Below are 24,627 nucleotides of genomic sequence, written 5' to 3'. Positions count from 1 at the left end.
CTTTATTCCTCCAGTTGATGAAGACTACGGCTGCGAATCTCTTTCAGCAGCTTGTCTACGACTTCGTTTACATCGAGGCTTCCCAGGTCTTTGCCACGGCGGGTACGAACGGCGACTTTGCCTGATTCGACCTCTTTATCACCGCACACCAACATGTAAGGAACCCGACGTAAAGTATGTTCGCGAATTTTAAAGCCAATCTTCTCATTTCTCAAGTCCGCTTTAACACGAATCCCTGCATCTTGCAGTTTTTTGGTCAATTGCTGGACATAATCAGACTGGCTGTCGGTGATATTCATCACCACCACCTGCACCGGAGCAATCCAGGTTGGGTAGAACCCTGCGTACTCTTCGGTAAGGATACCGATGAAACGCTCCATGGAGCCCAAAATAGCGCGGTGGATCATTACCGGTACCACGCGATCGTTGTTTTCGCCAACATACGACGCGCCTAAACGACCCGGTAAGAAGAAATCGAGCTGCACGGTACCACATTGCCATGCACGATCCAAACAATCATGCAGAGTAAATTCAATTTTCGGTCCGTAGAAGGCACCCTCACCCGGCTGATATTCAAACGGAATCCCGTTTTCGGTCAGCGCCGCAGCCAGGTCTTCTTCCGCGCGAGTCCACATATCGTCAGTGCCGATGCGCTTCTCAGGGCGGGTTGAGAGTTTAACAGCAATCTTTTCGAAACCAAAGGTGCCGTAAACATCATAAACCATTCTGATGCATTCGTTCACTTCGGCGCGCACCTGCTCTTCGGTACAGAAGATATGGGCGTCATCCTGAGTGAAACCGCGCACGCGCATCAGGCCATGCAGAGAACCCGAAGGCTCGTTGCGGTGGCAGCTGCCGAACTCGCCCATACGCAGCGGCAAATCGCGGTAAGACTTCAGGCCCTGGTTGAAGATCTGCACGTGTCCCGGGCAGTTCATCGGCTTGATGCAGTACTCGCGGTTTTCCGACGAAGTCGTGAACATGGCGTCTTTATAGTTTTCCCAGTGGCCGGTTTTTTCCCACAGCACACGGTCCATCATAAATGGCCCTTTCACTTCCTGATACTGGTACTCCTTGAGCTTCATGCGCACAAAGGCTTCCAGCTCGCGGAAAATCGTCCAGCCGTCGTTGTGCCAGAACACCATGCCCGGCGCTTCTTCCTGCATATGGTACAGGTCGAGCTGCTTGCCGATCTTGCGGTGGTCACGCTTGGCGGCTTCTTCCAGACGTTGCAGGTAGGCATTCAACTGTTTCTTGTCTGCCCAGGCAGTACCGTAGATACGCTGCAGCATTTTGTTTTTGCTGTCGCCGCGCCAGTAGGCGCCCGAGGTTTTCTGCAGTTTGAAGTGATGGCAGAAACGCATGTTCGGCACGTGCGGACCACGGCACATGTCGATGTATTCTTCATGGTGATACAGGCCAGGACGGTCGTCATGGCTGATGTTCTCATCCAGAATCGCCACTTTGTAGTTTTCACCACGCGCGGCAAAGGTGTCGCGGGCTTCTTGCCAACTGACCTTTTTCTTGATGACGTCATAATCTTTGTCGGCCAACTCATGCATCCGCTTTTCCAGCAGATCCAGGTCTTCCTGCGTCAGGGTGCGGTCAATATCGACGTCATAGTAGAAACCGTTGTCGATCACCGGGCCAATGGCCATTTTGGTGTCCGGCCACAGTTGCTTGATAGCATGGCCCAACAGGTGCGCACAGGAGTGGCGCATGATTTCCAGGCCTTCGGCGTCCTTGATGGTGATGATCGCCAGTTGCGCATCGGATTCGATCAGATCGCCGGCATCAACCAGTTCACCGTTTACACGGCCGGCAATACAGGCTTTGGCCAAACCAGGGCCGATATCAAGGGCAACATCCAGCGGGGAAACGGCGCGGTCGAAATGACGCTGACTTCCGTCAGGAAGAGTAATAACAGGCATTAATGATTCCTTATCTACAGTGGTGACCCACACGACAGATCACATGAAGAAATACAATATCGTTTAACTACATGTTGTTATGAACGCTATTCAGCTTCACTCTGCCAAATATATACCCTCATAAGCACACAATTTACGATGTGCCATGGTGCGACGCCATAACGGAACAGAGAGTGTAACACTATGATTAGCGCGCCATCTACCTGAGAGTTTGTCGGGCATGCCCCACTTGCCGGCCGACGTATTTTAAACTCTCGGTAAGCGATTTATCTGCAATGAGCGAGCAATAACATTGCGTACAGCTATGGCGAAGCTTGCCCGCTACCGCTATTCTGTCGCCACTAACGGCTGAACTGAGACATACCTTCGCATCATGAACCGGTTATTCAAGTTACTTGTTGGCGTCTGCGTAGTGCTGGTGGCGAGTTTTGCTCTGCTTCACCTCGGCACCGATCGCCACCCGCGGGCCATTGCGGTCAACGAACCGCCGATGGAATGTGAAGATGCCCCGGACATCGCCAATGACTGCGTGAACGACGACGATGACGCCTCTGCAGACTCCGCTCCCGAATTGACGCCACCCAATACGCACGGCTGATAGGGCACCCATCCCGTGGCAACATTGTGAATTTTCAAATGATATCCCTCTCTCACCATTGCTGGTGATCTCCCGGCAGGCTACTCTATCATTTTGCGCCGCGCTGTGGCGTTAACTGAAAACAGAGGTCTGTTTCATGACGAGTATCATGCAGTTATTCCAGGCCATCGGATTAGGTCTGGTGCTGTTGCTGCCGCTGGCCAACCCGCTGACCACCGTGGCGTTGTTGCTCGGTCTGTCCGGCAATATGACGCGTGAAGAGCGCAATCAGCAGTCGCTGATGGCGTCCATCTACGTGTTCTTAATCATGACGGTGGCGTTCTACGCCGGCCAGTTGGTCATGAATACCTTCGGCATCTCCATTCCCGGCCTGCGTATCGCCGGCGGGCTGATTGTGGCGTTTATCGGCTTTCGCATGCTTTTTCCGCAGCAAAGCGCAGAAGAAGCGCCGGAGGTGGAAACCAAGTCAAACGAACTGCGCAAAAAAACCTCGGCCAACATCGCCTTTGTGCCACTGGCCATGCCAAGCACCGCCGGCCCCGGCACCATCGCCATGATCATCAGTTCGGCGTCGAGCATTAAAGATAACGCGCTGGGGTTTGACCACTGGGTGCTGTTGGTGGCGCCGGTGGCGATTTTTCTGTCGGTGGCGGTGATACTGTGGGCCTGCCTGAGAAGCTCCGGAGCCATCATGCGCCTGGTAGGCAAGAGCGGCATCGAGGCAATCTCGCGCCTGATGGGGTTCCTGTTGGTATGTATGGGCGTGCAGTTCATTATCAACGGCGTACTGGAGATTATCACCACCTACACGCCTGCGGCCTGATAAAACGGGCGCGAATCACCGCGCCCGTCCGCTTTACTTCCCTGTCGGCGCCTGAGCGCCCAAAATCCCCTTGCCTTCCGGCACTTCGGTAAAGCGGCTGAGGATCTCGCTGTAGGTTTTCGCCGGATCCAGCTCTTTAAACTGATTCGGATAGATAAACTTCGCCAGATACTCCAACCCGACAATGTTGTACGGGTGGTTATAGAAGTTGTGGTAAATGCCGTAGAAACGGCCCTCTTTCACCGCCGAGAGTTGAGCGAAGCCTGGGCGCTGTTTCATGCGGTTGAAAGCCTCGTCGACCTGCTGCCGGGTAACGCCATAACCGAAGGGCACTGCGGCATTGGTTTTGCTGGCCCATTGGGAGCCGGAAACGATATAGGCATCCGGTTTCATGCTGATCACTTTTTCAAGCGAGACGTCGCCGGTCGCGCCGGGCAGCAGTTCGGAACCCAGGTTACGGGCGCCCACCGCCTCGATCATCCCGCCCCAGCCAACGTGCGAATGCGTGAAGCAGCAAGACTCAAGCCCGTTCAAACCGGCTTTCGCTTCAATAAACACCAGCGGCTTTGGTTCCACCGTTTTGGTTTTATCGAGGATGCTCTGATAATGCTGCTGATAGAAATCGGTGTATTGCTTCGCTTCGCTCTCGCGGTTCAGCGTCTCCCCCAACAGCTGAATGCTTTTCGGGGTGTTTTCCACCGGCTTCAGCATGGTGTCGATAAACAGCACCGGAATGTTCAACGCTTTCAGCTTGTCCAGCACGCCGGTCTGGCTCAAAGACGGCTTGGAACGTAATTGCGCCACCATCAGATCGGGATGCTTCGCTATCACGCTTTCCAGGTTGATCTCGCCCTTGTCGCTGAAGCCCATATCGATAATGTTCTTCGCCTCGGGCCATTTGCTCTGCAGGATTTTCCAGGTTTCACCGTCGCTTTTCTTCAGCAGGTTGTTCCACGCCACCAGCCGGGTGAAGGGATCGGCGCGGTCCAGCAAGGCCAGCGTCAAAATATCGCGCCCGTCCTGCACCACAACGCGTTTCGGCTCTTGTTTAATCGTCACGCTTTCGCCGGAGGTGTCGGTCAGGGTCAACGGATAGGTGGTCGCCATCGCCTGAGCAGATAAAACGCAGGCGCAGGCCAATGCCAGCAGGGTGATTCTACGGTGCACGTAAAGCTCCTTAGCGTAAAAATTATCGGTAAATAATAATGAGAATGGCTTCTATTATCAAAGATAACGCTAAGCAGATTACGCTTTAATTGAAAATGGATGTGAATCCGGAGGGAAGCGTGGCGCGCCGGTTTCGGCGCGCCGCAGAGGTTAAACCAGGCCGTAAATCAGCGCAGAGAGCGCAATCAGCCCCATCACCAGCACGAACACGTTGCTCGGCGCACGGTAGCGGCGCATCGCGGGCACCGCACGCACCGCGTACATCGGCAAAATAAACAGGATTACCGCAATCAACGGGCCGCTGATAGTTTCGATAATATGCAACGCGCTGGGGTTCCACACCGTGGCCGCCCAGGTGAGCAGGAACAACAGTACGGCGGAAAGGCGGTGCGTGACGCGCGAACTTAACGGCTTACCGACCGCTCGCGTCAAACCGTCAATCAGGCTGGTCGCCCCTTCGGTCACGCCAAGCGAGGTGCCAAGATAAGATTTGGCCATCGCAAGCATCGCCATTACCGGGCCAAGATAGGCAATCAGCGGATTGGAGAATTTGTTCGCCAGCGTGGTCAGCACGGTGATGTTCTGATCTTTCGCCTGCTGCATGTCCGCATGGGACAGGCTCAGCACACAGCTAAAGACAAAGAACAGCACGGTGACGCAAATCAGCACGTAGCTGTAACGCATGATGCGTGCGCAGCGGCGCTCGGCCTTGTCGCCATACAGGCTTTTCTGGGTAGAGGCGAAGGACGAAATAATGGGCGCATGGCTGAAGGAAAACACCATCACAGGTACCGCCAGCCACAACGAATGCCACAAATCCGGGCTGCTGAACTGGGTGTTGGCCAGGCCGCTGACGAAGTTCGCCGTCTGCCAGGTCGGCATCAGGTACAGCGAAATGCCCATCAGGAATACCAACAGCGGGAACACCAGCATGCCCATCGCCGCGACAATCGCGTCTTTACCGCGCAACAACACCAGATTCAGCACCACCACCACCGCCAGGCTCAACCAGATGCGCGGCAACGGCGTCAGGTGAAACTGATGGATCAGGAAGCTGTCCAGAGCGTTGGTAATCGAAATGCTGTACACCAGCACGATCGGGAAGAACGCCATCAGGTACAACACCATGATGATTTTTCCCGCCAGCACGCCAAAGTGCTCGACCACCACATCATGGATATTGCCGTCGCGGCTGGAGCCGGAAAGCACGAAGCGACTCAGTGCGCGATGCGGCAAATAGGTCAGAGGAAAAGCGAACAGTGCCATCAGCAACAGCACCAACGGGCCGTTCAAACCGGCATTGATCGGCAGGAACAGCGTACCTGCGCCGACAGCGGTGGCATAGAGGCCAAACATCCACACCGTATCGGTTTTGTTCCATTTGGCCGCTTGGGTAACGGCCTGCGTACCTGAATCGGGAGAAATCGTACTCATAGGAAAGCTCACCTTACTCTTCAGCGACAACGATTGCGCTCAATGGGATATCCTTCTCCGCGAATTTTTTAACATTAATCAAGGGATTAATGCAGTATTTCATTCTTGTGCTTGATAAAAGGACGGCAAAGGATAATTAAAAACGCTGCGCGGGTCTATCTCTTGGCGGCTAACTGCGCGCTTCATGAGCGATTTTCAGTGCGGGAATAAGTACGGGAATGGATGGAAAGAGGCAAAGAACAGGGGCCCCTTGAGGCCCCTGGAGGTTTACTTGTTGGCGTCCGGGTGCTCCGGCACTGCGGCGCTACCCATCTCCTGCTCGTTGCGGATCATCGAGCGGTCTTTACGCACGCCGGCCACGTCTGAAGCAGCGATGGGCTTGGCGCTGTTGCCCCAGCTGGAACGGATAAAGTTGACCACATCCGCCACCTGTTGGTCATTCAGACGCCAACCAAATGGCGGCATGGTGATGTTGGATACCGCCCCTTTCACCGCCGGCGTGGTATTACCGGTCAGCACGATGTGGATCAGCGAGGTCGCATCGTCGGTTTGCACCACCGGGTTGCCCTTCAGTGCCGGGAAGGCGCGTTTGTAACCCACGCCGTCGGTACGGTGGCAAGCCGCACAGTTATCGACGTACAACGCCGCTCCAGGCTTGCTGTCGTTACCGCGCCACAGATCCTTGGCAACGCTATCCTCGACAGGTGCCGCCTGCTGTTTACCGTCTTTCGGCGGCAGCGTTTTCAGGTAGCGCGAGATCGCCGTCAGGTCCTCATCGCTGAGATACTGCAGGCTGTGTTCCACCACGTCGCTCATGCCGCCGAACACGATGGATTTGTCGTTGCGCCCGGTTTTCAGGAACTCGGTCAGTTCGGCTTCGCTCCAGGTTCCCAATCCGTCTTTATTGTCGCCACGCAGGTTGGAGGCGACCCAACCGTCGATCGGCGCGTTGCTGCCGGACAGATAATTGTCGCCGTCGTTATTGCTCAGCGATTTCTCCTGCATGGTAATGCTGCGCGGCGTATGGCAGGCACCGCAGTGTCCCAGCCCTTCCACCAGATAGCGGCCACGCTCGATCACCGGATCGGCTTTGGCGTCTGCGACAAAATCCGCCGGCGTCGGCGCAAACATGCCGCGCCAAATGCTCAGCGGCCAACGCATCGACAGCGGCCAGGGGATATCGGAATCCTTGTTGGCCTGCTCCACCGGTTGCACGCCGTGCATGAAATAGGCGTACATGGCGCGCATGTCGTCCTCTTTCACCAGCGCGAACGACGGATAAGGCATCGCCGGATACAGAGTGCTGCCGTTTTTGGCAACCCCCTTGCGCACCGCGTTGTCGAAGTCTTCAAAGCTGTAATCACCGATGCCGGTTTTTTTATCCGGCGAGATATTGGTGGAGTAAATGGTGCCGATCGGCGTTTCCATCGCCAAACCACCGGCAAACTCTTTACCGCTTTTACCGTTGGTGTGGCAGGCCACGCAGTCACCGGCACGCGCCAGGTACTCGCCGCGTTTGATCAACTCGCTGCTGACCGTCGCGTCCTGCGCCCAAACGGAAAAACTCAGTGCACTGAGAATCAGTGCGGGAACAAATGCTTTCATCGATCGCCGTCCTTATGCCTGCACCAGAGGGCCTGGGTTTTTCAGATACTGCTCGCGAATCGCGCGGGCAGACCAGTAAGCCAACGCGGCCACGGTACCGGTCGGGTTATAACCCAACCCTTGCGGGAAGGCCGAAGCGCCGATGGAAAACACGTTGTGCACGTCCCAGCTTTGCAGATAACGGTTTACCGCGCTGGTCTTCGGATCTTCGCCCATTACCGCACCGCCGTTCATGTGCGTGGTCTGGTAACTGGTGGTGTCAAAATGGCTGTTGGCGTTTTTCGGGCTGCCGGCGATCAACTTCGGGTTCATCGCTTTGGCGATCGGCGCCATTTTGTCGTACATGAATTGCGCCATCTTGACGTCGTTTTCCTGCCAGTCGAACGTCATGCGCAGCAACGGCTGACCAAACACGTTCTTGTAGGTGGGATCCAGGTCCAGATAGTTGCTGCGGTACGACTGGTGCGCGCCGTGGGCGTCCATCGACACGTGATGGGTGTAGGCATCCGCTACCGCCGCTTTCCACTTGCTGCCCCAGGCCGGGGTGCCCGGAGGCGTCGGCAAGCCGGAAATCGGTTTGGTGCCCGCCTGGTTGACCCAGAACGGTGAACCGCCGACGAAGCCTTCTTTGGCATGGTCGAAGTTATCGGCGTTGAAATCGTCCACCCCGACGCCGTTGCCGCCGGCGCCGATGAACGGGTTGGTGAACACGTCTTTGTCGAAGAACGCTTTAATGGTGGTCAGGTTCTGATAGGCGAAATTACGCCCGACAACGCCCTCTCCGGTCACCGGATCGTAAGGTTTGCCGATACCGGACAGCAGCATCAGATGCACGTTGTGGAACTGGAAGGCGCCCAGGATCACCAACTCCGCCGGCTGTTCAATTTCGCGGCCCTGCGCATCGACATAATTCACGCCGGTGGCGCGGGATTTGTCAGCGCTCAGGTTCACTTTCAACACGTTGGCGTTGGTACGCAGCTCGAAGCGTTTTTCCATGCGCAACGCCGGCAAAATATTGACGTTCGGCGACGCCTTGGAATACATGTAGCAGGCGTAACCGCTGCAGAAACCGCAGAAGTTGCACGGCCCCATCTGCGCGCCGTAAGGGTTGGTATAGGAGTCCGAGGTGTTGGCGGAAGGCAGATTATACGGATGATAACCCACCTCCAGCGCCGCCTTCTCGAACAGCTGCGCCGAAAAAGTATTCTTCTGCGCCGGCAGCGGGAAAGGGTTCGAACGGTCGGCCGCGAACGGGTTGCCGCCCTTTTGGCTCACTTTCTGCCCTTTGACCGTCCAGGCGGTGCCGGAGGTGCCAAACACTTTTTCGGCTTTATCGAAGAACGGCTCCAGCTCGTCGTAAGTCACGCCGAAGTCCTGAATAGTCATGTCCTTCGGGATAAAACTCTTGCCGTAGCGCTCTTCGTAGTGGCTGCGCATGCGCAACTCGATCGGGTCAACGCGAAAATGCACGCCGGACCAGTGCAAGCCCGCCCCGCCCACGCCGGTGCCCGGCAAAAATGCGGCCAGTTGGCGATAAGGCACCGCAGTCTGGCTGGTATTATGCCGAATGGTCACGGTGCTTTTCGACAGGTCCTGGAACAGCTTGCGGCGGATATTATAGGTCAGCTCGTCAATCACCTGCGGGTAGGAACCGTCCGGATAGGTATCGCGCATCGGGCCACGCTCCAGCGCCACCACGTTCAGGCCCGCCTCGGTCAGCTCCTTGGCCATGATCGCGCCAACCCAGCCGAAACCGACGATCACCGCGTCTACTTTTTTCATTATCGTTGCCATCGTTACCCCCTCTCCCCGCGAATTGATACCGGTGGGAAGGGATAGCGTTCCCCTCGCTCAACCCAGTCCATAAAGTCGGCGCGTGCGCCCGGAAAATTAATCAGCTTCCAGCCGACCATGTCTTTGTTGCCGCCATGGATCGGATCGCTGAAGAAACCTTCGCGGGTGTTTTGCAGCAGGTAGGAGAAGAACAGCTTGGAAGGTAACTGCGAGAATTCCGCCTCACCAGACTCAAATTTTTGCAGCAGCGCATCCTGCTGCGCAGCATCCAGCTCTGCAAAGGCTTTACCGGTGGTTTTCTTGCAGTAGGCATCCGCGTCGCTGATACCCAGGTTGTAAATCTGTTTCGGCACCAGCGGCAGCTGGTAACCCATCTCTTTCGGCACATCCGGGTTGAAAGGCCCCTGCATGTACCAGATTGAACCTGTGGCATACGGGGTATTCATCTGGCGATCGATAAACTCCGGCACGCCGGCTTCCAGCGCACCTGGGCCGCGATCGTCAGCCGGGATCAGGCGCGCAACGGCGGCCTTGATAAATGCCCATTCTTCCGGGGTGAAAAATGTAGGCTGGTAGTTCGTTGGGGTGTCTGTAGCCGCGACAGCGGGCATAGGTGCCGTCAGGGCGCTGACGCCACTGCCGCCAATCACCGCTGCGGGAATTAAAGTCATCGATTTCAGCAGGAAATCGCGCCGTGAGTTGTTAGTTTTATCGTCCGACATGTCACATTCCATCCAAAGATAATCACAACTATTTAACCTCAACCTTGTGAACATTGCGGGATTTAAAAACAATTTGTTACGTATTTGTCTATTTTTTGAAGGTTACTTTGTAAACTCAAGCCAAAATGTTACCGGTAACTTATTGAATGAACGTAAAGAATTATCCGCCAACGTAATTTTAACTATTTGTGCGGTTTTTGAGGTAACAGAATGGGAAATAACGAAAAATGGGATCGATGTCGCGATTGTGGTCACGCCGAAAAGAAAAACCGGCCGCTGTGGGCGGCCGGTGTTTGTGAGAAATAGAGCTTACTGCGACATTGCCTGATAAGCCGTCGTCACCTTCCATAAATAGCGCGGCGCCTGCGGGGCCGGATGCTTTTTCTGGATGTGCTGATAAAACTCATCCGGGCTCATCTGATTGATGCGGTTTACCGCCACGCGCTTATCCGATGAGAACGTGCGCAACATGGCGCCTGCTCCATTGACATAAGAAACGATGGTGGCGTAACGCAAAGTTTGTGGGTTGTTGATCCCGGCTAGCTGCTGGCTTTGAAGAATATTGATATAGGCCGTTCCCAGATCAATATTAACCGCCGGATCCTTCAACTCACGTGAGCTGGGTTGCCCACTTCTTCCTTTCATACGATAGGCATCGCGCCCGGCGGTTGAAGGTTTCAGCTGCATTAATCCCACAGCGTTCGAGGTGCTGACCACGTTCGGGTTAAACCCGGACTCCACCTGAATAATCGCTTTAATCAGCGTTTCGTCAACGCCATAACTGCTGGCGGCCTGACGAATGTAATCGTTATAGGCTACCGGTGTCCCCGTGCGATTGACCGGAGCCTGCGGGGGGGTTTTTAACCAACCGCCACGCGATGTGCCACTGCCTGAAATAGTACTTGTCGTTTGCGGGTCTTTGGCGCACCCCGACAAAAGCAAAATTGCCGTCAGGCAACCGATTTTTGTTTTCACAGAATCCCTCACTCCTTTCAATGGGTTGCGTAGCATATACAACTTGTAAGGACGCCTGCATAATTTTTTTGGTCTAATCTCAAGCTATCCATATACCAAGAGGTGATTTATGAGTCAATCTGCAACGACGTGTTTTGTGGTGACTTTCCACTATCAGGAAGAAGGATTGGCTGATTTGGCCAAGCTTACCGGACAATTAACCCGTGATGGATTTGTCACTTCGGTGACAGACGAACAGGGCGTTCCGCATCTGTTGGGCAGCAACAGTTTTGCGTTTATAACGCCATTGAATCAAGAAGATGTTCAACAGCTGGCGCAGAAGCTCGGTGAAGTTGCCCTGGGGAAAACCCCGGAGGTCGACATAGTTCGCTATGAGGAGTACGTTAAGCGGTTACATATTGATACATAAAATGCTATAACTCACCTGACGGTATTATTTGTTCAATGGATTGATAGCCTGCCGTCAGCTTAAAAGGTGACGCTTGACTTTACCTCAAATGATATTGATAATCATTTTCATTTGAGCCAGGAGATGTCACCATGCCTTTGAAACAACGCGTTTTTCCCTGCCTGTCACTCATTCCGGCCAGGGGCTTTTACCGCCCTTTTGCCCTGCTGTGTCTGCTGCTCGCCACAGGCCTCGCCAGTAACGCCGCCCTGGCAGAAAAAAAACTGCGCGTGGTAACGACCTTTACCATCATTCAGGACATCGCTCAAAACGTGGCAGGCGATGCCGCCGTGGTCGAGTCCATTACCAAGCCGGGCGCGGAAATCCACGATTATCAGCCCACGCCGCGCGATATCGTTAAAGCTCAGCACGCCGATCTTATCCTGTGGAACGGCATGAACCTCGAACGTTGGTTCCAGCGCTTCTTCGAGAATATCAAACAGGTGCCCGCCGCCGTGGTGACCGAAGGCATCACCCCGCTGCCCATCCACGAAGGGCCGTATAATGGCAACCCGAATCCGCATGCCTGGATGTCCGGCAGCAATGCGCTGATCTATATAGAAAACATCCGTAAGGCGCTGGTGCAACACGACCCGGCCAATGCAGAAACCTATAACCGCAACGCCAAAACCTATGCCGCCAAAATCAGCGCGCTGGATGCCCCGCTGCGCGAGCGCCTTGCGCGTATTCCCGCAGCCCAGCGTTGGTTGGTTACCAGCGAAGGCGCATTCAGCTACCTGGCGAAAGACTATCAGTTGAAAGAAGTCTATCTGTGGCCAATTAATGCCGACGAGCAAGGTTCGCCGCAGCAGGTTCGCCGGGTTATCGATGCCGTTCGCGCCAACCGCATTCCGGTGGTGTTCAGCGAAAGCACCATCTCCGACAAACCGGCCAGGCAGGTGGCGAAAGAAACCGGGGCGAAATACGGCGGCGTGCTGTATGTGGACTCGTTGTCCACCCAGGGCGGCCCGGTGCCGACATATATAGACCTGCTGAACGTTACAGTACAAACCATCGCCAAAGGATTTGATCAATGACCACCGAGGTTTTTGTCCGCCCCGAGTTAAACGTTGATGACGTTACCGTTACCTACAACAACGGCCATACTGCGATCCACAACGCCAGTTTTAACCTGAGCGGCGGCGCCATTTGCGCGTTGGTAGGCGTTAACGGCAGCGGCAAATCGACGCTGTTCAAAAGCATCATGGGGCTGGTCAAGCCCACCACCGGCCGCGTGCAGTTGAATGACAGGCCTGTGGCGCTGGCGCTGAAAAAAAATATTATTGCCTACGTCCCGCAAACCGAAGACGTCGACTGGAACTTCCCGGTTCTGGTGGAAGACGTAGTGATGATGGGCCGCTACGGCAAGATGAATTTTCTGCGTATTCCCTCCCGGGAAGATCGACTGCGCGTCGATAAAGCGCTGGAGCGCGTTGGCCTGAGCGAATTGCGTACCCGCCAGATCGGCGAGCTTTCCGGTGGGCAGAAAAAACGCGTATTCCTGGCGCGGGCGCTGGCGCAACAAGGTTCCGTGCTGCTGCTGGATGAACCCTTCACCGGCGTGGACGTCAAAACCGAGAACGCGATTATCGATCTGCTGCGCGCGTTGCGTGACGAGGGTCACCTGATCCTGGTTTCCACCCATAACCTGGGCAGCGTGCCGGAATTCTGCGACCGGGTGATCCTGATTAACCGCACGGTGCTGGCCGCCGGCCCAACCGAAACCACCTTTACCCAAAGCAATCTGGAGCAGGCGTTTGGCGGCGTGTTGCGCCATATCAACCTGTCCGGCCCGGATCTGCACGACGATAACGATCCGCGCACCGTGACGGTATTGACCGATGACGAACGCCCGGCGGTGTTCTATGGCCATAGCAAAAGCGACCCTCCGGCGCAAAGCCAGCCAAAGGAGAAGCAACTCTGATGCTGGACATTTTGCTGCAACCCTTCAATTACAACTACATGGTCAAAGCGATCTGGGTCAGCGCCATCGTCGGCGCCGCCTGCGCGTTCCTGTCGGCCTATCTGATGCTGAAAGGCTGGTCGCTGATGGGCGATGCGCTGTCGCACTCGGTGGTGCCCGGCGTCGCCGGGGCCTATGCCCTTGGGCTGCCGTACGCCGCCGGGGCCTTCTTCACCGGCATGCTGGCCGCGCTGGCCATGACGCTGGTACGCCACGTTACCCGGCTGCGTGAAGACGCAATCATCGGCTTTATTTTTTCCACCTTCTTCGCCGTCGGGCTGCTGATCATTTCACTCAATCCTACGTCGATTAACGTGCAGTCGATTATCTTCGGCAATATTCTCGGCATCGCCGACGAAGACGTGCTGCAAGTCGAGATTATCATCGGCGTCTCGCTGCTGATTCTGTGCCTGGTGTGGAAAGACCTGCTGGCAGTGTTCTTTGACGAAAGCCACGCGGTGTCGATTGGCCTGTCGCCGCTGCGGATGAAAATTCTGTTCTTCACCCTGCTCAGCGCCTGTACCGTCGCGGCATTACAAACCGTCGGGGCGATTTTGGTGATCGCCATGGTGATTACGCCAGGCGCCACCGCCTATCTGCTGACCGACCGCTTTAGCCGATTGGTCATCATCGCCATCATCATCGGCGCGCTGACCAGCGGCATCGGCGCCTATCTGAGCTTCTTCCTCGACGGCGCGACCGGCGGCGTGATCGTGACCCTGCAGACGCTGGTGTTCCTGGCGGCGTTTTTCTTCGCCCCCAAACACGGCCTGTTGTCGTCCCGGCGCCGCGTTGCCCGCGAACAGACCGGAGGCCACTGATGGAAACCCTGTATCAACTGCTCAGTGAACCCTTCGCCTACCCGTTTATGCAGCGGGCAATCCTCGCCGCTATCGTTACCGGCGTGGTGTGCGCGGTGCTGTCGTGCTATCTGGTGCTCAAAGGCTGGTCGCTGATGGGCGATGCCATCTCGCACGCGGTGCTGCCCGGCATCGTCGTGGCGTTCGTGCTTGGCATCCCGGTGGTGATCGGTGCGTTTTTCTCCGGCATTTTCTGCGCAGTGGCCACCGGCTATCTGAAAGAGAACAGCCGGGTGAAAGAGGACACGGTAATGGGCATCGTTTTCTCCGGCATGTTCGCCTTCGGGCTGGTGCTGTTTTCCCGTGTCGATACCGACCAGCATCTGAGCCACATCCTGTTCGGCAATATGCTGGGCATTACCGACGCCGAGCTGAAGCAAACGCTGCTGATTGCCGGCATTACGTTGGTGGTGGTACTGCTAAAACGTAAAGATCTGATGCTCTACTGTTTCGATCCCGGCCATGCCAGGGTCATAGGTCTGCCGGTAAAACTGCTGCATTATGGGCTGCTGTGCCTGCTGGCGCTGACCATTGTCGCTTCTCTGCAAGCAGTCGGGGTGATTCTGGTGATTGCGATGCTGATAGCCCCTGGCATCATTGCCTTTATGCTCTGCCGCAGTTTCGATCGCATGCTGATCATCGCGACGCTGGTGTCGGTATTCTCCTGCGTGCTCGGCACCCTGGTAAGCTTTCACATCGACGGTGCGACCGGCCCCTGTATTGTGATCGTTCAGGCAATTGCGTTTGTTATCGCCCTGCTCTACAGCAAACTCAAACCGTTACAACGTCACGAAGAGGGCTTACTCAGCGATAAACACTAAAATGGGTGGCGGTGCGTCATTGCACCGCCACTTCATATTAGTGTTGCTGGTAGATATCCGGCCGAACAATATGCCAGACAAAATCCTCACGATTAATCGCTTCATAACCCACTTTTTGGTACAACCAGGGTGCAGTGCCAGTCACCAACATAATCCGTCGCAACCGTTGCAGCACAGGGTGTTCCAACGTGCAATCCATCAGCCAACGCGCTAACCCCTGCCCCTGATAATCCGGGGAGACAAAGACATCACACAGATAACCGAAAGTGGCGTAATCCGTCACCAGACGGGCAAAGCCAATTTGTTGCTGCTGATGGTACAAACCGAAACACAGGCTGTTGTCGATTGACTGTTGCACCGTCTGCAGCGAGATACCGGTCGCCCACGTTGAAGTGGTCAAAAAAGCATGCGTAAAGACAATATTTAAATCACTTTTATCACTGGTGATCAGGTATTCACCGCGTTGCCATTGCTGATTTTGCTCCATTTCTTCTCATCTCATTGATAATGAAAACCATCCAAAGTTTCTACTGTCGCGACATGTGCAATCAGCCTAATAAACATCACCCCCATACCACCAAGTTGCAACATGCACAGTGCTTAAATTAATCAATAGCGTATATACTTTGAGCAAACGCGGTGGCGAAAAAATCGCCTTCCGTTGGTGCCAGTGTGCGCCAGGTCGTGTTTTCGCAACGGTAAAGACGCTAACCTAATGAATTCGCAGGCAACACAGAGGGGGTGTACCATGTGGCAAGCCGTTAGCCGTCTGTTAAGTGAACATCTTGGCAGCGCAGAAATCCGCGAAAGAACTGAACTGCCCGGGGGAGAAATCCACCCGGCATGGCGCGTGAGTTACGGTGACAACGAGGTATTTGTCAAATGCGATGCCCGCGAAATGCTGCCGATCTTTACCGCCGAAGCCGATCAACTGGCATTGCTGGCGCGCAGTAAAACCGTGCGGGTGCCGCAGGTTTATGGCGTCGGCAGCGATCGTGACTACAGCTTCCTGCTGCTGGAATACCAGCCGCTGAAACCCTTCGACGCCCACGGCGCCCATTGCCTCGGCCAACAGCTGGCCCATCTGCACAAATGGAGCGAACAGCCGCAGTTCGGTCTCGACTTCGATAACGATCTGACCACCACTCCGCAACCCAACGCCTGGCAACGCCGCTGGTCGGAATTCTTTGCCGAACAACGCATCGGCTGGCAACTGCAGTTGGCGGCGGAAAAAGGCATGACCTTTGGCGATATTGATGAAATCATCGACGTGGTGTATTTGCGCCTGCAGCACCATCAGCCGCAGCCTTCATTGCTGCACGGCAACCTGTGGCCGGGCAACTGCGGCATGACCACCAACGGCCCGATCCTGTTCGATCCCGCCAGCTACTGGGGCGATCGCGAATGCGATCTGGCGATGCTGCCGCTATACCCTGAGCTACCGCCGCAGATATATGACGGTTACCAGAGCGTCTGGCCGTTGGAGCATGGGTTTATTGAACGCCAACCGCTGTATCAGCTGTATTATCTGCTTAACCACAGCAATCTGTTTGGTGGCCAGCATCTGGTCAAGGCGCAGCGTGCGGTAGAAGCATTGCTGCGCCCTCAAGCTCGCTAGTATCAAGGCGCTATGCAGCGCCTTGACCTGGCCCCGCCTTAAGCCGCGCCGGCCAGTTGACCAAGCAACCTGATGACGAACCAGGCAATGACCGCGATCACCACCGGCAAGACGTACAGGGGGAAGTACTGCAGAAAAATGGTGTGATGTGGCAGCGTAATGCGCTCTTCCAGTTGTGCGCGCGTATGCCCTTCATCACCCTTGGCCTGTTCGAGAATCATCTGGTCCTCCAGGCCTTCACGGATAAACTTCACCTGGCGCGACATACGCGCGCCTGATGCCTGTAACGCCAACCCGACAAAAATCAAAAAATAGATAATGATAAACATCAGATTGGCGCCGCTGAACAGGCTTCTCGCGACGTCCGGCACCGGCGAGTTGTACCAGAAGATATTCAGGAACGGCGTATTGAAGCGCACCATATCCACCATCACGTGGACGAAATCCAACATCACCGCATTAATGCCTTTGGTCTTCTCACTGTGTTGATAGAAAAACAGCAGCAGCGAGATCAGCGTCGACAGCAACGCGGGAATGAAAACCACCCAGCCAAGAATTCGTTTTACAATGGCGATGCGCCCAGCCTGTTGATACGTCATGTGTTCCCCTTGTAAGCGACGTAACCGTAATTGGCTAAGTCTACCTGTAGTTACTGAAACTCGCCCACCGTTTTCTTTAGCCTTGCGGTGCTACAAGCGTAGCCGGGATTGGCCGTTTTCAACAACTTAACGGCGACAATGCATTCACATTAAAAGGCTATAGCGTTACTTCAATCGTTCGGAAAGGCGTTGTTTTCTGTTTTGCCCTTCACCCGTGGATGCTGGCGATACTGCGTTTCGACAAGGCACCTAAAGCGAATGCGGCGCAAACAGGCGGGCAAAAATTTTAGTCTGGTTCCTGGCGATGATAAAGTGACGGATACATTCACCGACGCCGGCAGGAGTTAATCGCTAATGGCCTATTCGCAACGCATTGAAACCGCTATTTTTGATATGGACGGTTTGTTGATCGATTCAGAACCTCTGTGGCTACAGGCGGAACTGGATATCTTTGGCGCACTGGGGCTGGATCTGTCTGACCGCCATAAACTGCCGGACACCCTCGGGCTGCGCATCGATCTGGTGGTAAAAATGTGGTATCAGGCCATGCCGTGGCAAGGCGTTTCTCTGGAGGACGTCTCTGCGCGGATTATCGAACGCGCCATTGAACTGGTGCATGAAAAACGGCCGTTGCTGCCGGGCGTGCAACAGGCATTGGAACTATGCCGCAGCCGGGATCTGAATATTGGCCTGGCCTCCGCATCGCCACTGCACATGCAACAACAAGTGTTGAAGATGTTCGATCTGGCGGGATATTTCGACCAGTTGGTGTCCGCCGAATATCTGCCTTACAGCAAACCGCACCCGGAAGTTTACCTGATCGCCGCTGAACGTCTCGGCAGCGATCCGTTGCGCTGCATCACGCTGGAAGACTCGTTCAACGGCATGATTGCCACCAAGGCCGCGAGAATGCGTTCAATCGTCATCCCGGCGCCAGAGTATCGCCACGACACGCGCTGGGCACTGGCGGACCATAAGCTCGATACCCTCGAACAGCTCACACCCGAGCATCTGGCCTAATCTTCGCGGCGGCGTTATCCCGCTGCCGCCCTGCTTCTCTTTTATCTTCAGCGTCCCCCGCTAACGTTCAAAACTCTGCCTTAGGTCAAAAAATAAATAAAACATTATTTCATTTTTATTGAATAAACGTACCGCCATCTCTATGCTGGGACATCAAGAAAGCGCCGGGTAGCCGGCGAGCGCTGTCACTGCCACGCAGCGCAACCCTGCCGTTCGGCGCTTTCTCCCGCATTTCTTGAGTCTAAGAGGCATTGAGAACCAGTTCTTTGGCGATATGGACCATGTTGCCGTCAGTGAACTGCGCGGATCCCCTTTCCCCTGTAATGGCTGCGCAGCACCCGGCCGGTGCCCTTTTTTACCGCCGCGGTTCCACAAACGCGCAATATATAATCCTGTCACGTAACAACTCGTTGTAAAACCGGGGAAAATAAACAATTAGTTACAGGGTAACCGCTTCCGCTACTGTTAATTTTCCCATATACTGGATAAATTAACAGTTTACCAGCCGGAACAACAGCAGCATGACCGCGGAAGGACATCTTATTTTCTCTGTCGCTTGCGCGATTTTCGCCAAGAAGGCCGAAGTGACGCCGGAACTGGCCAGCGGGGACTGGTGGCACATCATTCCTGCCGCGCTGCTGACCTCACTGCTGCCCGATATCGATCACCCCAAATCGGTGCTGGGCCAACGCCTGCGCTGGATCGCCATTCCCATCTCCCGCGCCTTTGGGCACCGCGGTTTCACCCACAGCCTGCTGGCGATCGTCGGCGGTATGGCGCTGTTCCAGTTAGACGTGCCACGCAGTTGGCCAATTCCACCCGACGTGCTGCATGCCATGATCATTGGCTATTTCAGCCACCTGTTGGCCGACATGCTCACCCCTGCCGGCGTGCCGTTGCTTTGGCCCTGTCGCTGGCGTTTCCGTTTGCCGGTGCTAAATTCTCAGAAAGGCAACCAGCTGGAGCGCGCCCTGTGCCTGTGTCTGGTAGCTTTCGCCATCTATTGGCAGGGAGACTGCACCATTCCAGTGCAGTCCTACTTTGAACAAATCAAAAATATCAGACTGTAATCACAAAAAATCGCCCACAAAACATTCACAAAGTATATTAATCAAACAAATTCATATTCGAAGTTATATCAAATTCCATTTGGATATAAGTGAGCCGTTGCGCAAACTGTTACGATATTTCGTATCGTTACATTTTGGTGCTTAGCCGTTTTTATATAAGAAAAATGATTGGAGACATTGGGGATGAATTTTCCGCTGGTAATTAACGTGGTGGTTTTTGTCGCCCTCCTTTTGCTGTTGGCGCAAACCCGCCATAAGCAATGGAGCCTGGCGAAAAAAGTGCTGGTCGGCCTGGCGATGGGCGTAGTGTTCGGCCTGGGCCTGCAACTGGTGTATGGCTCGGATAACCCGGTTCTGAAAGAATCCATCAGTTGGTTCAACATTGTCGGTAACGGCTATGTGCAACTGCTGCAAATGATCGTAATGCCGCTGGTATTCGCCTCAATTCTGAGCGCGGTCGCCAAGCTGCATAATGCCTCTTCACTGGGAAAAATCAGTTTCCTGACTATCGGCACTCTGCTGTTCACCACGCTTATCGCCGCGTTGGTGGGTGTGCTGGTGACCAACCTGTTTGGCCTGACCGCAGAAGGCCTGGTGCAAGGCACGCAAGAAAGCGCGCGCATGGCGGCCATCCAGAGCAACTACGTCGGTAAAGTGGCGGATCTGACCGTACCGCAGTTGGTATTGTCGTTCGTGCCGAAAAACCCGTTTGCCGATCTGACCGGCGCCAGCCCGACCTCGATCATCAGCGTAGTGATTTTCGCGGCCTTCCTGGGTGTGGCTTCGCTGCAATTGTTGAAAGACGATAAAGAGAAAGGCCAGCGCGTGCTGGTGGCTATCGATACCCTGCAAGCCTGGGTGATGAAGCTGGTACGTCTGGTGATGAAATTGACCCCGTACGGCGTGCTGGCGTTAATGACCAAAGTGGTGGCCGGTTCCAACATCCACGACATCGTCAAACTCGGCAGCTTCGTGGTGGCGTCTTACCTCGGTCTGGCAATCATGTTTGGGGTACACGCCCTGCTGCTGGCCTTCACCGGCGTTAACCCGGCGAAATTCTTCCGCAAGGTCTGGCCGGTCATCACCTTCGCCTTCACCAGCCGCTCCAGCGCCGCCAGCATTCCGCTGAACGTTGAAGCGCAGACTCGCCGCCTGGGCGTTCCGGAATCCATCGCCAGCTTCTCCGCTTCGTTCGGCGCCACCATCGGCCAGAACGGTTGTGCAGGCCTCTATCCGGCAATGTTGGCGGTTATGGTTGCCCCAACCGTTGGCATCAACCCATTGGATCCGGTGTGGATCGCCACGCTGGTCGGTATCGTCACTGTCAGCTCCGCCGGCGTTGCCGGTGTCGGCGGCGGCGCCACCTTCGCCGCATTGATTGTGCTGCCTGCGCTTGGCCTGCCGGTCACGCTGGTCGCCCTGCTGATTTCGGTCGAACCGCTAATCGACATGGGCCGCACCGCGCTGAACGTCAGCGGTTCAATGACCGCCGGCACCGTCACCAGCCAATTGATGAAGCAGACGGACAAAAACATTATGGACAGCGAAGACGAAGTGGAACTGGCTCACCAGTAAGTGTCGTCCGCAATAAAAAAACCGGGGCTGCGATGCTCCGGTTTTTTTATGTCTGCGATAGCGGTTCATTTAAAGGATAAAGGCTGCTTCCGTGAACGGCACGCCTTTACGCATCAAACGCCGGCAGGCTCAGAAGGGGTAATCGTGGTAGCCCATTTGCTCGGAAATGTTGCGTGCGGCGGTATGCAGGCGTTTAACGTAATCCGCCTTGGCATCTTCGGAGAAACGGATCGTGGGGAACGAGATGCTAAGCCCGGCGATCACCACGCCAAAGCGATCGAATACCGGCACCGCAATGCAACGTAGCCCCTCTTCCTGTTCTTCAATGTCTTCGCCCACTCCGTGCTCGCGCACCTGATCCAACACCAACAGCAGCTCAGCGGCGCTGGTAAGGGTATTCGGAGTACTGCGGGTAAATTCAATCTGCGACAGGATTTGTTCCACTTCAGCACGATCGCGCCAGGCCAGCAGCACTTTACCGATGGCGGTGCTGTGCAGCGGGTTACGACGGCCGATGCGCGAATACATCTGCAGGTTGTACATCGAGTCGATTTTATGGATGTAGACAATACTGTCTTCATCCCGCGCCCCGAGGTGAATGGTTTCACGGGTGTGATTCGACAACTCGCGCATCTGGATATCGGCGCTGCGGATCAGATCGACGTTCTGCAGCGACTTGGCGCCGAGTTCAAACAGCTTGAGAGTAAGCGCATATTTTTCCGATTCCCCTTCCTGCGAAACATAGCCCAGCGACTTCATGGTCTGCAGAAAACGGTAGACGGTGCTTTTGGACATCATGACCCGTTGGGAAAGCTCGGTAATGCCGATCTCGCGTTCCTCGCCCAGCGCTTGCAAGATACCGAACACTTTCAGCACTGATGAAACAGAATCCGGTTGTTTATCTAGATCTGCGTTAGCCATGGTAAATATCCTACTCAGCTTTTTCTGTTTTAAGAAATTTGAACAAGGGTTTCAGTATACGCGCAAGCCCTGAGGCCACGCAATGGAGCCAAGGAAAATGCCATAAGATGAATGGATTAGGCCCACTCTCATCGGTTATTACAATTGAGCCGGCCAGTGCAGGTGCAATCTCCGCCGAATATGATTAGCATGTTAATACTCCCCCGTATTAATACCTTCGAGATCAACATGCGTTCTTGTACTGACGGCCTCCCCGTCCCGCAACGCTATGGGGCCATCCTCGCCATCGCCCTGGGCATTACCGTTTCCGTGCTTGACGGTGCGATCGCCAATGTGGCGCTGCCCACCATCGCACGCGATCTTAACGCCAGCCCGGCCAGTTCGATCTGGGTGGTTAACGCCTATCAGTTGGCCATCACCATTTCACTGCTCTCGCTGGCCTCGCTCGGCGACCTGATTGGCTATCGCCGCATCTATCAGGCCGGCTTGCTGGTGTTCAGCATTACCTCGCTGTTTTGCGCCCTGTCCGATTCGCTTGCAACCTTGACCATTGCCCGCGTGCTTCAGGGGTTTGGCGCCGCCGCCATCATGAGCGTCAACACTGCGCTGATCCGCATTATCTACCCGCAGCGCTTTCTCGGGCGCGGCATGGGCATCAACTCACTGATTGTCGCCTTTTCCTCGGCGGCGGGCCCCACGGTGGCGGCGGCGATACTGTCCGTGGCGTCCTGGCAATGGTTGTTCGCCATCAACCTGCCGATTGGCATTGTGGCGCTGGTGTTGGGAATGAAGTTCCTGCCCGGCAACAGCCAGAAAAGCGGCAATCAGCGTTTTGACCCGACCAGCGCCGCGATGAACGCCCTGACCTTCGGGCTGTTGATCACCGCCATCAGCGGCTTTGCCCAGGGGCAGAGCCTGACGCTGATATTCAGCGAGATCGCCGTACTGCTGGTTATCGGCTTCTTCTTCGTCCGCCGCCAGCTGCGACAAGAGTTTCCGTTGCTGCCGGTCGACCTGCTGCGTATCCCTATTTTCGCCCTGTCGATGGGCACCTCCATCTGTTCTTTCACCGCGCAAATGCTGGCAATGGTCTCGCTGCCGTTCTTTCTGCAAAGCACGCTGGGCCGCGATGAGGTGGCTACCGGGCTACTGCTGACGCCCTGGCCGCTGGCGATTATCGTCATGGCGCCGATCGCCGGGCGACTGGTGGAGCGCGTTCACGCCGGGCTGTTGGGCTGTATCGGGCTGGGAGTGTTTGCCCTGGGGCTGTTCCTGCTGGCGCTGCTGCCGCATAACCCGTCGGATCTGGACATCATCTGGCGCATGGTGCTGTGCGGCGCCGGCTTCGGACTATTCCAGTCGCCGAATAACCACACCATCATTTCTGCCGCGCCCCGCAACCGTAGCGGCGGTGCCAGTGGCATGCTAGGCACCGCCCGCCTGTTAGGACAAACCTCCGGCGCCGCGCTGGTGGCGCTGATGTTCAACCTGTTCCCCACTTCAGGTACGCACGCCTCGCTTATCCTGGCCGGCACCTTCGCCACACTGGCGGCCGCGGTCAGCAGCCTGCGTATCACCCAACCGCGCGCGGAGCAGGCAGAACACAGCCCGCAAGCCAAATAGCAGGCATAAAAAAACCCCGGCAAGCCGGGGTCTTTAACCTTCTCAGCGTTACTTCAGGTACTGACCTGAACGCAGCGCTTCGATACGTTTATCGAGCGGCGGGTGCGACATGAACAGTTCGCTGAACGACTTGGATTTGCCGTTGATGCAAAACGCCATCATGCTGCCCGCTTCCTGCGGCTCGTAGCTGGTTTTCAGACGCTGCAACGCTGCAATCATCTTCTCGCGGCCCACCAGTTTGGCGGAGCCTGCGTCGGCGTAGAACTCACGGTGGCGTGAGAACCACATGGTGATGATGCTGGCCAGAATGCCGAACACCAGTTCCAGCACCATCGACACGCCAAAATAAATCATCGGGTTGCCGTTGCTTTCGCCTTCACCGTCGCGGTTGCCGAGGAAACCGGCGGCGACTTGTGCAATCAGGCGAGAGATAAAGATCACGAAGGTGTTCACGATACCCTGAATCAGCGTCATGGTGACCATATCGCCGTTGGCGACGTGGCTGATTTCGTGCGCGATAACCGCTTCCGCTTCATCCCTGCTCATGCTTTGCAACAGGCCGGTACTGACGGCAACCAGCGAGGCATCACGGCGTGCGCCGGTGGCGAAAGCGTTAATGTCCGGTGCGTGATAAATAGCGACCTGCGGCATGGCAATGCCTGCCTGCTGCGACTGACGGCGCACCGTTTCGAGCAACCAGTTTTCGGTTTCGTTACGCGGCTGTTCAATCACTTCCCCGCCTACGGAGCGTAGCGCCATCCATTTGGACATCAGCAGTGAGACAAACGCACCGCCGAAACCGAACAGACCGGCCATGATCATCAGGCCCTGAACGCTACTGGATTGGATTCCTGTCAGGCTGAGCACCAGCCCGAAAACCAACATCACCGCCAGGTTGGTGAGCAGGAACAGAGCTATACGCATCATAAAATGTTTACTTCCTCATAAATGTTAACAAAACGCTGCTTTGGATACCCTAGATCGTATGGGCATTCGTCACAGTTTCAAGAGTTGCGCGCCATTAACCTACTAAAAATACGAAACTTTACAAAATCGGCAT

At 55.4% G+C, this 24,627-nt stretch carries 23 protein-coding genes; 12 read left to right on the top strand and 11 right to left on the bottom strand.

Going from position 1 to position 24,627, the window contains the following annotated elements; translation table 11 throughout:
• Window positions 1–2: 2 nt before the first annotated feature.
• A complete protein-coding gene (gene thrS / locus JK621_RS09280) occupies window positions 3–1,931 on the bottom strand; it encodes a threonine--tRNA ligase (protein ID WP_013812632.1) in 1,929 nt (642 codons plus the stop codon).
• Between the two features lie 373 nt (window positions 1,932–2,304).
• Here thrS and JK621_RS09275 point away from each other — a divergent pair, with 373 nt between their 5' ends.
• Together JK621_RS09275 and JK621_RS09270 are read left to right on the top strand one after the other, a co-directional pair.
• Window positions 2,305–2,529: a hypothetical protein gene (locus JK621_RS09275; protein WP_212559539.1), complete on the top strand. Its 225-nt coding sequence runs from the start codon at window positions 2,305–2,307 to the stop codon at window positions 2,527–2,529.
• Between the two features lie 136 nt (window positions 2,530–2,665).
• Window positions 2,666–3,352, top strand: coding sequence for a MarC family NAAT transporter (locus JK621_RS09270; RefSeq protein ID WP_283249352.1), 687 nt, complete (start codon window positions 2,666–2,668; stop codon window positions 3,350–3,352).
• A 33-nt stretch (window positions 3,353–3,385) separates the two neighbouring features.
• On the opposite strand, the gene JK621_RS09265 is transcribed toward JK621_RS09270, so the two are convergent.
• The 6 genes from JK621_RS09265 to JK621_RS09240 all read right to left on the bottom strand — a co-directional run bounded on the left by JK621_RS09265 (window position 3,386) and on the right by JK621_RS09240 (window position 11,049).
• The gene (locus JK621_RS09265; RefSeq protein WP_212559538.1) at window positions 3,386–4,519 is read right to left on the bottom strand and encodes an ABC transporter substrate-binding protein; all 1,134 of its coding nucleotides are present in this window, start codon (window positions 4,517–4,519) and stop codon (window positions 3,386–3,388) included.
• Window positions 4,520–4,669: 150 nt separating this feature from the next.
• Entirely contained in the window at window positions 4,670–5,953 is a 1,284-nt protein-coding gene (locus tag JK621_RS09260) for an HAAAP family serine/threonine permease (protein WP_212559537.1), read from the bottom strand.
• A 267-nt stretch (window positions 5,954–6,220) separates the two neighbouring features.
• Window positions 6,221–7,558, bottom strand: coding sequence for a c-type cytochrome (locus JK621_RS09255; protein WP_212559536.1), 1,338 nt, complete (start codon window positions 7,556–7,558; stop codon window positions 6,221–6,223).
• A gap of 12 nt (window positions 7,559–7,570) precedes the next feature.
• Complete coding sequence (locus tag JK621_RS09250) at window positions 7,571–9,352, bottom strand: GMC family oxidoreductase (RefSeq protein ID WP_126482287.1); 1,782 nt, start codon at window positions 9,350–9,352, stop codon at window positions 7,571–7,573.
• 2 nt (window positions 9,353–9,354) lie between these two features.
• Entirely contained in the window at window positions 9,355–10,074 is a 720-nt protein-coding gene (locus JK621_RS09245) for a gluconate 2-dehydrogenase subunit 3 family protein (protein ID WP_212559535.1), read from the bottom strand.
• Between the two features lie 309 nt (window positions 10,075–10,383).
• Entirely contained in the window at window positions 10,384–11,049 is a 666-nt protein-coding gene (locus JK621_RS09240) for a transglycosylase SLT domain-containing protein (protein ID WP_212560166.1), read from the bottom strand.
• 109 nt (window positions 11,050–11,158) lie between these two features.
• Between JK621_RS09240 and ghoS the strand changes: the two genes are divergently transcribed.
• The 5 genes from ghoS (at window position 11,159) to JK621_RS09215 (ending at window position 15,141) form a co-directional block, all read left to right on the top strand.
• Window positions 11,159–11,458 (top strand): type V toxin-antitoxin system endoribonuclease antitoxin GhoS, encoded by a 300-nt coding sequence (ghoS, locus tag JK621_RS09235; RefSeq protein ID WP_212559534.1) that lies wholly within the window; start codon window positions 11,159–11,161, stop codon window positions 11,456–11,458.
• Between the two features lie 131 nt (window positions 11,459–11,589).
• A complete protein-coding gene (locus JK621_RS09230) occupies window positions 11,590–12,534 on the top strand; it encodes a metal ABC transporter substrate-binding protein (protein ID WP_212559533.1) in 945 nt (314 codons plus the stop codon).
• Complete coding sequence (locus JK621_RS09225) at window positions 12,531–13,421, top strand: manganese/iron ABC transporter ATP-binding protein (protein ID WP_212559532.1); 891 nt, start codon at window positions 12,531–12,533, stop codon at window positions 13,419–13,421. The genes JK621_RS09230 and JK621_RS09225 overlap by 4 nt, the downstream gene beginning before the upstream one ends.
• Entirely contained in the window at window positions 13,421–14,281 is an 861-nt protein-coding gene (locus JK621_RS09220; RefSeq protein WP_212559531.1) for a metal ABC transporter permease, read from the top strand. Before JK621_RS09225 ends, JK621_RS09220 begins: the two co-directional genes overlap by 1 nt.
• Window positions 14,281–15,141, top strand: coding sequence for a metal ABC transporter permease (locus JK621_RS09215; RefSeq protein WP_212559530.1), 861 nt, complete (start codon window positions 14,281–14,283; stop codon window positions 15,139–15,141). Before JK621_RS09220 ends, JK621_RS09215 begins: the two co-directional genes overlap by 1 nt.
• A gap of 37 nt (window positions 15,142–15,178) precedes the next feature.
• Here JK621_RS09215 and JK621_RS09210 read toward each other — a convergent pair whose 3' ends face one another.
• Window positions 15,179–15,628 (bottom strand): GNAT family N-acetyltransferase, encoded by a 450-nt coding sequence (locus JK621_RS09210; RefSeq protein WP_212559529.1) that lies wholly within the window; start codon window positions 15,626–15,628, stop codon window positions 15,179–15,181.
• 261 nt (window positions 15,629–15,889) lie between these two features.
• Between JK621_RS09210 and JK621_RS09205 the strand changes: the two genes are divergently transcribed.
• Entirely contained in the window at window positions 15,890–16,759 is an 870-nt protein-coding gene (locus tag JK621_RS09205; RefSeq protein ID WP_212559528.1) for a fructosamine kinase family protein, read from the top strand.
• 38 nt (window positions 16,760–16,797) lie between these two features.
• On the opposite strand, the gene JK621_RS09200 is transcribed toward JK621_RS09205, so the two are convergent.
• Window positions 16,798–17,358, bottom strand: coding sequence for a YniB family protein (locus tag JK621_RS09200; RefSeq protein WP_212559527.1), 561 nt, complete (start codon window positions 17,356–17,358; stop codon window positions 16,798–16,800).
• 354 nt (window positions 17,359–17,712) lie between these two features.
• On the opposite strand from JK621_RS09200, the gene hxpB reads away from it, so the two are divergent.
• The 3 genes from hxpB to JK621_RS09185 all read left to right on the top strand — a co-directional run bounded on the left by hxpB (window position 17,713) and on the right by JK621_RS09185 (window position 21,023).
• Window positions 17,713–18,378, top strand: a complete 666-nt coding sequence (hxpB, locus tag JK621_RS09195) for a hexitol phosphatase HxpB (RefSeq protein ID WP_212559526.1) — start codon at window positions 17,713–17,715, stop codon at window positions 18,376–18,378.
• Window positions 18,379–18,899: 521 nt separating this feature from the next.
• The gene (locus JK621_RS09190; protein WP_212559525.1) at window positions 18,900–19,448 is read left to right on the top strand and encodes a metal-dependent hydrolase; all 549 of its coding nucleotides are present in this window, start codon (window positions 18,900–18,902) and stop codon (window positions 19,446–19,448) included.
• 183 nt (window positions 19,449–19,631) lie between these two features.
• Window positions 19,632–21,023, top strand: coding sequence for an L-cystine transporter (locus JK621_RS09185; protein WP_212559524.1), 1,392 nt, complete (start codon window positions 19,632–19,634; stop codon window positions 21,021–21,023).
• 129 nt (window positions 21,024–21,152) lie between these two features.
• Here JK621_RS09185 and kdgR read toward each other — a convergent pair whose 3' ends face one another.
• Window positions 21,153–21,944: a DNA-binding transcriptional regulator KdgR gene (kdgR, locus tag JK621_RS09180; RefSeq protein ID WP_212559523.1), complete on the bottom strand. Its 792-nt coding sequence runs from the start codon at window positions 21,942–21,944 to the stop codon at window positions 21,153–21,155.
• Between the two features lie 228 nt (window positions 21,945–22,172).
• On the opposite strand from kdgR, the gene JK621_RS09175 reads away from it, so the two are divergent.
• A complete protein-coding gene (locus JK621_RS09175; RefSeq protein ID WP_212559522.1) occupies window positions 22,173–23,567 on the top strand; it encodes an MFS transporter in 1,395 nt (464 codons plus the stop codon).
• A gap of 48 nt (window positions 23,568–23,615) precedes the next feature.
• Here the strand turns inward: JK621_RS09175 and htpX are convergent, their stop codons facing one another.
• Window positions 23,616–24,494 carry a protease HtpX gene (htpX, locus tag JK621_RS09170; RefSeq protein ID WP_006320327.1) on the bottom strand — a complete coding sequence of 293 codons (879 nt, stop codon included), beginning with the start codon at window positions 24,492–24,494 and terminating at the stop codon, window positions 23,616–23,618.
• Window positions 24,495–24,627: the final 133 nt, after the last annotated feature.

The organism is Serratia plymuthica, assembly GCF_018336935.1.
GTDB lineage: Bacteria > Pseudomonadota > Gammaproteobacteria > Enterobacterales > Enterobacteriaceae > Serratia > Serratia plymuthica_B.
The sequence above is the reverse complement of the archived record's forward strand: the minus strand, read 5'-3'. Positions and strand labels throughout refer to the sequence as shown.